This is a genomic window from Dolichospermum sp. UHCC 0259 (assembly GCF_009711935.1).
In the GTDB taxonomy this organism is placed as follows: Bacteria; Cyanobacteriota; Cyanobacteriia; order Cyanobacteriales; family Nostocaceae; genus Dolichospermum.
Genome location: NZ_VIKX01000011.1, coordinates 3,140 through 11,955 on the forward strand (window position 1 = coordinate 3,140; position 8,816 = coordinate 11,955).

Genomic DNA, 8,816 nt, shown 5'->3' on the forward strand with positions numbered 1-8,816 from the left:
GGGGGGGGGGGTGGGGGGGGGGGGGGGGGAGTTGAGGAAGTTGGGGAAGTTGGAAATATTTCTTCCCAATCACCAATTACCAATTACCAATTACCTATTCCCACTCAATAGTTCCAGGTGGTTTGGAGGTAATGTCATAAACGACGCGGTTTACCCCTTTGACTTCATTCACAATGCGGGTAGAAATTGCTTCTAGCACATCGTAAGGAATCCGCGCCCAATCTGCGGTCATACCATCTTCGCTGGTGACAATTCGTAAAACGATGGGATAAGCATAGGTGCGTTTGTCACCCATAACCCCAACGCTGCGAATGGGTAATAGAACCGCGAAAGCTTGCCAAACCTCATTATATAAACCGCGTTGGTTAATTTCTTGCCGAACAATTAAATCAGCATCTCGCAAAATATTCAAGTGCTCGGAGGTGACTTCACCTAAAATGCGAATGGCTAAACCAGGTCCAGGAAATGGTTGACGTTGGACAATTTCTTCTGGTAAACCAATGGAACGCCCGACTTTACGAACTTCATCTTTAAATAGTTTTCGCAGTGGTTCTACGAGTTTAAATCTCAAGTCTTTTGGTAAACCACCCACATTGTGATGACTTTTAATTTTCACTGCTACCCGTTCACCACTTTTTGGATCAACATTGGTATCAGCAGATTCAATTACGTCTGGATAAAGTGTGCCTTGAGCCAAGTAATCAAAATGACCAAGATTTTTTGATGTCTCCTCAAAAACACTGATAAATTCATGTCCAATGCGGCGACGCTTTTCTTCGGGATCGGTTACTCCAGCGATAGCAGAGATAAATCGTTCGCGGGCATTAACATATTCTACGGGAATATGAAATTGTTCTTTAAATAACTTTACTAACCTTTCGGGTTCTAGTTTTCGCATGAAACCCTGATCAATAAATACACAGGTTAGCTGCTCACCAATGGCTTTATATAGGAGAAAAGCCAGAGTAGAAGAGTCTACACCGCCAGATAATGCTAATAGTACCCGTTTATCTCCTACCTTGGCGCGAATTTCCTGAATTGATTCTTCGACGAAAGCGGCTGTTGTCCAAGTTGGTTCACAGTCACAGATATGGTAAACAAAGTTGCGAATTAAGGCTAGACCACCTTGAGAGTGAACGACTTCGGGGTGAAATTGGACTCCATAGAGTTTTTTGTCATGGTGAGCGATCGCCGCACAGGGTGTATTATCAGTATGTGCCAGTAGTTCAAAGCCGGGAGGCATGGTTGTGACTGAATCTCCATGACTCATCCACATGGTTGCACCTTCTTCGACATTAGTTAATAGGTCTGTAGGGTCATCTATGTGTAGAGATGCTTTTCCATATTCACCCCGTTCGGCTTGGATTACTTCTCCACCCAGTTGATTGACCATGAGTTGCATTCCATAGCAAACTCCGAGAATGGGTATTCCCAATTTCCAGATTTCTGGGTCACAATGGGGGGCGTAGTCGCTATATACAGAATTTGGACCACCGGAGAGGATGATTCCTTTGGGGTTGATTTGTTGTAACTGTTCTGCTGTGGTGCGATAGGAAATAACTTCTGAATATACTTGTGTTTCGCGGATACGACGAGCAATTAATTCAGAATATTGAGAGCCAAAGTCTAAAATGACAATTATTTGGCCTTTAAGTTTCCCAAAATTTTCCTGTGTTTGGGGTATTTCGGCTGTTGGTAGAGTCACCGCTGTATTCATGGTAGAGAAAGTGTTTCGTTGAGGATAGAAAATCACAAATTGTGATGTTTATAATTTTTGTGATTAATAATGATCAGTGATCACAGATGAATTAATCATGCAAATCATAGTTTAGTTTTGAAAAATATTATTTGAGATACTTGTACCAATTAATATCAAGCTGCATTGAATAAGATTTCAAGAATAATTAACCGCAGATGAACGCAAATAAACGCAGATGAAGACGGATGAATTAATTAATGGATTTCATAGTTCTGTGCGGCTTTACATAAAATTGGTATTAGGATAATTTTTATTAAGTTAGCACAATTTCTCCAGTAACATACAACCAGTTTTACTTTTAACCAGGATTTGGCGATCGCGGTCAAAAAGCACTGAACCACAAGCTATGATGGTTTTACCTTGTTCATTGTGGCTATTCAGATATTCTTGGCAACGGGTATCAATTGTTTCGGCGATGGAGTTATAAACCTGATTTACCCAATTAGTATCAGTATTACTATCTAGACTTCTTAGATATTTTAATGCTGCTTCTGCTGTCGGACTCTGAAAAATAGTTTGAACATCTGGAGATTGTAATCCTAGCATGGCACAATGTGCCGTGAGAATTTCCCGCCGACCATCAGCTAAATGATGATGAGTGTGAAAGATTCCCCCCGCTAGTTTCATCAATTTACCGTGATAACCAAATAATAAAATTTCTTTGACACCTAAGACATCAGCCGCAACTAACATGGGTCCCAACCAGTTAGCGGTTTTTACCATTTGTGCGGGGTTGATACCGAGTTTTTGGGCTAAATCTAAGCCATTTTCGCCAATACAAAAGACTAAAGTGGGAAATTGACTGGCTTTTGCTGCTAAATCAGCGCGGAAAGCTGCTAATTGATCTGGTGTACTTAAAGGTTGAGAAATCCCTGTTGTTCCTAGTAAGGATAGTCCTTCGACGACTCCAAAAGCAGAGTTAGAAGTCCGAGTTGCGAGCGATCGCCCCTCTGGTAAAATAATTGTTACCTTGATTTTTTCCGTCGGTGCTAATAATCGCTGTAAATTCTCTGTTATTAATCTCTGAGCATAACCATAAATCGCCGCTTTTCCCTCACCATTAAGTTGTTTACCAATTCCCTCTCCACCTTCAATAATGACTGTTTCTCCATCTCCTTCATACCATGTCACTACAGCCCAAATTGGTGTATTCTTCGTTAAATCTATATTATCACCTGGATCACTGCGAGTAATTGCCAAAGCCTGATTTTCCGATATTCCCGCTACTTGTTCAATGGGTATTTCAGCAATTTCCGCAGGTTCAATTAAGTCTACAGTAGTAATTGGCAAAGGTTGATGATGACGTAACCAATGCAAAGCCGCAACCGCAGCAGCACAAGCAAAAACAGGTAAAGTGTATCCAGAACTGGACATAGTGACAACTTAAAATTAACAATTTAGGGTTTGCTGAAAAAGTTATCTGTGAGTGCTAGGAGTCAGGAGTCAGGAGTTCAGGAGGAAGAAGAAAGAAAAATCGTTTTCACCAATGACCAATGACCAATGACCAATGACCAATTCTAAACCCCAACTTCTGATAATAAAACTTGCATATCTTCCCAAGAAATATCTTGTTGCAGATAACGAGGTGAATCAGGATTATAAGGACTGGCTATGCGATCAATTGTGATAATTGTAGCCGTATCTGGTAACACTGGAACATCGGGATCATAAGCAGTTGGACGCATCAAAGAACTAGAAAAGCCTTTAAAGACAGCAATTTGATCTGGTTCACCATCAATTTCTACATTAATAATGAGAACTTCTTGTGGTTTTTTAATGGTATATTGTTCCAGTCTTTTGCTAATAGAGTTATTCATTCAGTCGGGACTATGATTTTTATGATTAGTTTGATGGGGATGATTTATTCTTGGGGATAATTCAGTCAGAACTATGATTTTTGTGATTAGTTTGATGGGGATGATTTATTCTTTGGGATAATTCGGTATTTACTTGAATTAGATACAGAATCTACAATAAAAGCCTTATGGTAAGATACTCCTAACTCCTAACTCCTAACTCCTAACTCCTAACTCCTAACTCCTAACTCCTGTTACAATTGCTTAATGTGTCGCTGAACGTCCATATTTACCAAGTTTAACCGCGACAAAATAACTTAAGTAAATTACATAAATTGCTAAAGTAACTATACCCAGAAAACCTAGAAAAGCAGGTTTACTATTATGATGAAAATAGTCTTTAAATAGTAATGGTGCTTCTAACCAAACGCTACAGTAAGGAGTTTTAAGAGCAGTTCCCGAAAAAGCACATCCCAAAAAAGGTAGAAGAGCTATTGCTCCTAAACTACAATAAACTGTTGTTGCCCAACGCCAAGAAGTAAAAATCAGTTTTAATGGACTATTGGGATAATAGTCAATTTCATCATTGATGTCTACCCAAAACCATAGCGCTATAGGAATGAGAATTTGCGCCATTAAAGCGGAGATAAAACCGACTCCGAAACCACCGATCATCAAGTACATACTAATAGCTAATAAACTAGCTACTCGCCAGTAAATCATTAATAAGCGCTGCATTCCTTCTGCTTTTTGTACAAATGTCCAAACCAGAAGAATTAAGGGAATAATCAGCGCAAATAATAACGCCAGTCGGTAGTCCATCCAAACATAAGGTCGAAACCATACTTGTGTCATAAAGTCAATAAAAAATAGAAAAATTTGTGAATAGATACTTGACAAAGACGGGATATTTTTTAATTGCAAGCCTCTGGATAACTAGACTTTGTGCAAATGGGAAAAACGGGGAGTTTATTCCCCGTCTGGTTCAAATCCATTGATGAATGGTGCTTAAAACCATTGATATACCAAAGAATTATCACTGGATAAAACAGGTAAAACTTCTGGTTTTAGTCTTCGTACAAACGACACTCATCTGCTTCTGGATTAGCATCACAGTATTGCTCTAAAGAGTTTTTAGGTTTAATTTGACGTTGATGAGAAGCTTCAGCTTGTAATTCTTCCACAGCATCCCACGCCGCAGCACATTCAGCGGAGGTGCTACCTGAGACATCACATACAGTGCGAGCCTGTTCCACTTCTTCTTGGATTTTTTCTTGGATATCGTCAGTGGCTTTTGTTTGGATATTAGTCATGATTTTGTCTCTTTATGTTTTGTTTATACTAGTATAGAAAAAGTTTGAAAATTGTAGTTTTCTGTCTCTGAGATTACTAGTTTTACACTTTTGGTGATAATTCTGGTGGGTAGTATCTCCCCAATGGACTTTTTGCTCATTGAGAGAGATATATCTAGAGTATTATCCCATAAATATGATAAGCTGTTATACCTATAACTTGCATGATCTTCATTTTGAATACAGACTTGAAAGATCGCTTATAAGCATTTTTTGAGAAATTGTTATTTAGTATACTGGTTTGTAGGTTGATTATTGACCTGTACTCACGATTCCTGACCATTGCACCTTTTTTTCTTTTTCTCGCCGATAAGAGAAGAAATGTTCTGGAGTTTGGAAAGTACAATAGGGAGCGATCGCCACTTGTTCTACACTAAATCCTAATTGTTCCAATTGTAAAGCATTTACCCGGCGCACATCTAAACGCACCTTTCCCGGTTCTGCATCACTAAGCAAAGGTGAATTAGGTAAATTGTGCAAAGCCGAAACAACTGCTTCTGGTTGACCATCTGGGACAATGGTACTGCCAATTTCTGCCGCCACTTCCACAGAGACTTGGTAAACCTCCCCAGCAATAGCCGGACCCATTGCTACTCGCAAATCTATTAAATTACTACCATGCGATCGCATTCTGGCGATCGCTTCTGGCACAATTTTCGCCGCTGTACCCCGCCAACCAGCGTGTAAAGCCGCCACCTGCCCAGTTTTAACATCGCCAATCAACACAGGTGTACAATCAGCAGAAGCCACCCAGACAGCTTGTAAAGGTTGATGACTAATTAAACCATCTGCCAAGGCCAAATCATCATCACTGGTATTGACATGATCATCAACTTCCTGGGGAGTTAAAACCGTATTGCCATGTACCTGTTTCAAGCGATAAGCTAAAGCATCTGGTTGTAGAACCGGAGTTAGCTCACGCGGTAAGCGTGGCCAAAACTGTTGGGTAAAGAAACCATGAGACCAGGGTTCTAGAAGATTACAAGTTAGATAAGGTAGACCTTCCCAATTGTGCCATTGCCAAGTGTGCATCTTTAACCAAACCTCAATAGACCATTAATAACCTTCAATTCATTCTATAGCAGGAGTCAGGAGTCAGGAGTCAGGAGTCAGGAGTCAGGAGTCAGGAGTCAGGATGAAGAAGAAGGAAGAAGGAAGAAGGAAGAAGGAAGAAGAATAGTTTTCACCAATGACCAATGACAACTAACCAATGACCAATGACAACTGACAACCGACAAATGGTGGAATTTAATCAGCAACTTTTGGTAAATAGCTTAAAAGCAGAATATAAGCAACAAGATTTACCATTTTCTCTACATATTTTTAACACTTTATCCTCCACAAATCAAACCCTGTGGCAACTAATTGACCAAGGCGAAAAACCTGGCTCTGTAGTTATTGCCACCCAGCAAACCGCCGGTAGAGGGCAATGGGGACGGGAATGGCAGTCCCATAAGGGTGGTTTATATCTTTCAATGGCCATATCTCCTAATTTGGCAGCTACCAACAGTTATCAACTTACCTTAGCTAGTGCGTGGGGAATTACAGCACAACTAAAAAAATGTGGTATACCTGTGGGCATAAAATGGCCAAATGATTTAGTATTAGATGGTCGCAAGTTAGGCGGCATTTTAACTGAAACCAAGGTCAATCAAGGACAAATCACTCAAGCTATTATTGGTGTAGGGATTAATTGGGCCAATCAAGTTCCAGAAACTGGAATTAATCTGCAATTATGGCAAGATTCCCAGAATTGTCAGATGTTTGATCACCTGGAAATCCTCACGTCACAGGTTTTAATAGGAATTAAGTCCGGTGTAGAGTGTCTACAGACAGAAGGAATAAACATACTTTTGTCTTACTACCTTGATGTACTTACAAATATGGGTGATCAGGTTTATGTCAATAATTTTTTAGGTAAAGTAGTTGGCGTGACTCAAGAAGGTAATCTGCGTTTAAAAATGACAACTGATGATGCAAAAGCAGCTTTAACACCAGAAATTTCTGTCCAACCGGGTACAATTAGCTTGGGTTATCGTCGAACTTCTGTTTCATGATTAAGTTTGTTCAAAATTTAGCTTTTTGAGTTAAACAAATGAGCAAGTAAGGCAAGTTTGGATTTGAAACGTACAATTAAAATGTACAATTAAATTGAATCCAATACTACTTGACTGCGCGTTTTTGCCTAAGTCCAAAATCCAAAATTGATTATTTAACCTTTATTACACACAACAAAAGAAAAAAAATGACGCAGCACCATAAATCTGCCCATAAAAATTTTTACTACGGCGGTACAAAGAAACGCTTTGCTTCTAGATTGCCAGCACAAGGTATCTGTTTATTAAGTAGCTTCAGTCTTCTTAGTGGCGGGTTTGTATCTGCTCAGGCTGACACTTCCTCAATAGACAATATTGTTCCGACTATTGAGAATGCTCAACCAACAGCAGTCCCCAATCCAGTGCAGAAGGAAGCTAGTGTTTCCGAAACAGCGAAGCCACAACCAGATTTTTCTGTCCGCCGAGCTAATCTAAAAAAGAGGCTAAATAGTAAAGGTGTTGCCAAAAGACAAGAGGCTCAACCTACTGCTAGTGTAAGAATTTCTAAACCCAAGGGTGAAGATAGTCAACCTACTGCTGGTGTGAGAATTTCTAAACCCAAGAGTGAAAATACTCAACCTACTGCTAGTGTGAGTGAAGTTGATTCTGTAATTAAAAAACTGCCAGAAGTTCCTCAACAAGCTAATAATTCTCAAGACATTGCTAAGGATACAGAGAATAAACCCAAGGATTCCAACAACGCTTACATTGATACGAATGAATATAAAAATGTAGGCGAAAGTAACTATGAACCACCTAGTTCTGTAGTGGTAACAGAACGTTCTAGTGGTTGTGGAGCAACGGTGTCTATCGCTTGCGCTAAATCTACACAAGCTCCTGCTGTGGCTAAGTCTCAAGAATCATCACCGACTTGGCTAAGAAAAAGTGAAGTTGCTAAATTAGTGACTGTCTCTAAACAGAAACAAGTAGGCTGGAAAACTATAACTGCAAATAGTAATCAAAGCAAGAATGTGACTGAGGCTGTGGCTAGTAGTGTGAGCAAAATCAGTCAACCTCAAAATCAAAATAATTGGCGGATTTCCAGAAGTAATACCAGTAGTCATACAAAGGCTGCTTATCATGCTAATAGCTTTATTCCCAGTCCTAGAGAATTTAGCACGACCAAGGTGAGTTCTACCCCTATTGCTCCCCAGGTAGGTAGTTTACCTGCGCCAATGATAGAGGGTAATGTTGCTCCTCGTCCTAGTATGGTGTCTTATGACTTCTCTTTGGCATCAGTGTTGCCGGAAGTTCCTTATACTAATACCCTGGCCTATCGTGGTGTTGGTGGTGGTTCAGGAACAGTTTTCCCTCTAGCGGTGGCTGCACCAATTACGTCTTTATTTGGCTGGCGTATTCATCCTATCACGGGCGATCGCCGGTTTCACGCGGGGACAGATTTAGCTGCGCCTACAGGAACACCAATTTTAGCAGCGGCTAGAGGTCAAGTGGAATCAGCTAACTGGTTAGGTGGTTATGGTTTAGCTGTAACAATCAATCACGGTTCTGCTCAACAAAGTCTTTACGGGCATATGTCAGAAATCTTTGTTCAACCTGGACAATGGGTAGAACCCGGAACTGTCATTGGTCGAGTTGGTAGCACTGGTAATTCTACTGGACCACACCTACACTTTGAAGTCCGTCACCTCACCCAAAATGGATGGGTGGCTGTTGACCCAGGTGTGCAATTACAAGGTGGTCTCAGCCAGTTGGCACAAGGTACAGAAGGGGTGAAAACGGCACAGGCTCGGTAGTTTTGGGACTGGGGACTGGGGACTGGGGACTGGGGGAGTAGGGGGAGTTGGGGAAGTTG

Annotated in this window: 8 protein-coding genes; 2 read left to right on the forward strand and 6 right to left on the reverse strand. The window is 40.6% G+C overall.

Translation table 11 applies throughout. The features are described from left to right. Positions 1-94: 94 nt before the first annotated feature. The 6 genes from guaA to pgeF form a co-directional block, all read right to left on the reverse strand. Entirely contained in the window at positions 95-1,717 is a 1,623-nt protein-coding gene (guaA, locus tag FJR05_RS01390; protein WP_168642469.1) for a glutamine-hydrolyzing GMP synthase, read from the reverse strand. A gap of 300 nt (positions 1,718-2,017) precedes the next feature. Then, the gene (gene cbiD / locus FJR05_RS01395) at positions 2,018-3,133 is read right to left on the reverse strand and encodes a cobalt-precorrin-5B (C(1))-methyltransferase CbiD (RefSeq protein WP_168642470.1); all 1,116 of its coding nucleotides are present in this window, start codon (positions 3,131-3,133) and stop codon (positions 2,018-2,020) included. A 143-nt stretch (positions 3,134-3,276) separates the two neighbouring features. Next, entirely contained in the window at positions 3,277-3,576 is a 300-nt protein-coding gene (locus tag FJR05_RS01400; RefSeq protein WP_168642471.1) for a hypothetical protein, read from the reverse strand. Positions 3,577-3,819: 243 nt separating this feature from the next. Further along, positions 3,820-4,410: a DUF3177 family protein gene (locus FJR05_RS01405; RefSeq protein ID WP_168642472.1), complete on the reverse strand. Its 591-nt coding sequence runs from the start codon at positions 4,408-4,410 to the stop codon at positions 3,820-3,822. Positions 4,411-4,622: 212 nt separating this feature from the next. Then, positions 4,623-4,868 carry a Calvin cycle protein CP12 gene (locus FJR05_RS01410; RefSeq protein ID WP_168642473.1) on the reverse strand — a complete coding sequence of 82 codons (246 nt, stop codon included), beginning with the start codon at positions 4,866-4,868 and terminating at the stop codon, positions 4,623-4,625. A gap of 291 nt (positions 4,869-5,159) precedes the next feature. Further along, positions 5,160-5,939: a peptidoglycan editing factor PgeF gene (gene pgeF / locus FJR05_RS01415; protein ID WP_168642474.1), complete on the reverse strand. Its 780-nt coding sequence runs from the start codon at positions 5,937-5,939 to the stop codon at positions 5,160-5,162. A 185-nt stretch (positions 5,940-6,124) separates the two neighbouring features. On the opposite strand from pgeF, the gene FJR05_RS01420 reads away from it, so the two are divergent. Continuing rightward, entirely contained in the window at positions 6,125-6,964 is an 840-nt protein-coding gene (locus FJR05_RS01420) for a biotin--[acetyl-CoA-carboxylase] ligase (RefSeq protein ID WP_254446626.1), read from the forward strand. Positions 6,965-7,152: 188 nt separating this feature from the next. Then, a complete protein-coding gene (locus FJR05_RS01425; protein WP_168642475.1) occupies positions 7,153-8,757 on the forward strand; it encodes a M23 family metallopeptidase in 1,605 nt (534 codons plus the stop codon). Positions 8,758-8,816 lie beyond the last annotated feature (59 nt).

Coding starts and splice junctions, on each gene's coding strand:
- guaA (WP_168642469.1), bottom strand. CDS start 1,717: ATGAATACAGCGGTGACTCTACCAACAGCCGAAATACCCCAAACACAG.
- cbiD (WP_168642470.1), bottom strand. CDS start 3,133: ATGTCCAGTTCTGGATACACTTTACCTGTTTTTGCTTGTGCTGCTGCG.
- FJR05_RS01400 (WP_168642471.1), bottom strand. CDS start 3,576: ATGAATAACTCTATTAGCAAAAGACTGGAACAATATACCATTAAAAAA.
- FJR05_RS01405 (WP_168642472.1), bottom strand. CDS start 4,410: ATGACACAAGTATGGTTTCGACCTTATGTTTGGATGGACTACCGACTG.
- FJR05_RS01410 (WP_168642473.1), bottom strand. CDS start 4,868: ATGACTAATATCCAAACAAAAGCCACTGACGATATCCAAGAAAAAATC.
- pgeF (WP_168642474.1), bottom strand. CDS start 5,939: ATGCACACTTGGCAATGGCACAATTGGGAAGGTCTACCTTATCTAACT.
- FJR05_RS01420 (WP_254446626.1), top strand. CDS start 6,125: ATGACAACTGACAACCGACAAATGGTGGAATTTAATCAGCAACTTTTG.
- FJR05_RS01425 (WP_168642475.1), top strand. CDS start 7,153: ATGACGCAGCACCATAAATCTGCCCATAAAAATTTTTACTACGGCGGT.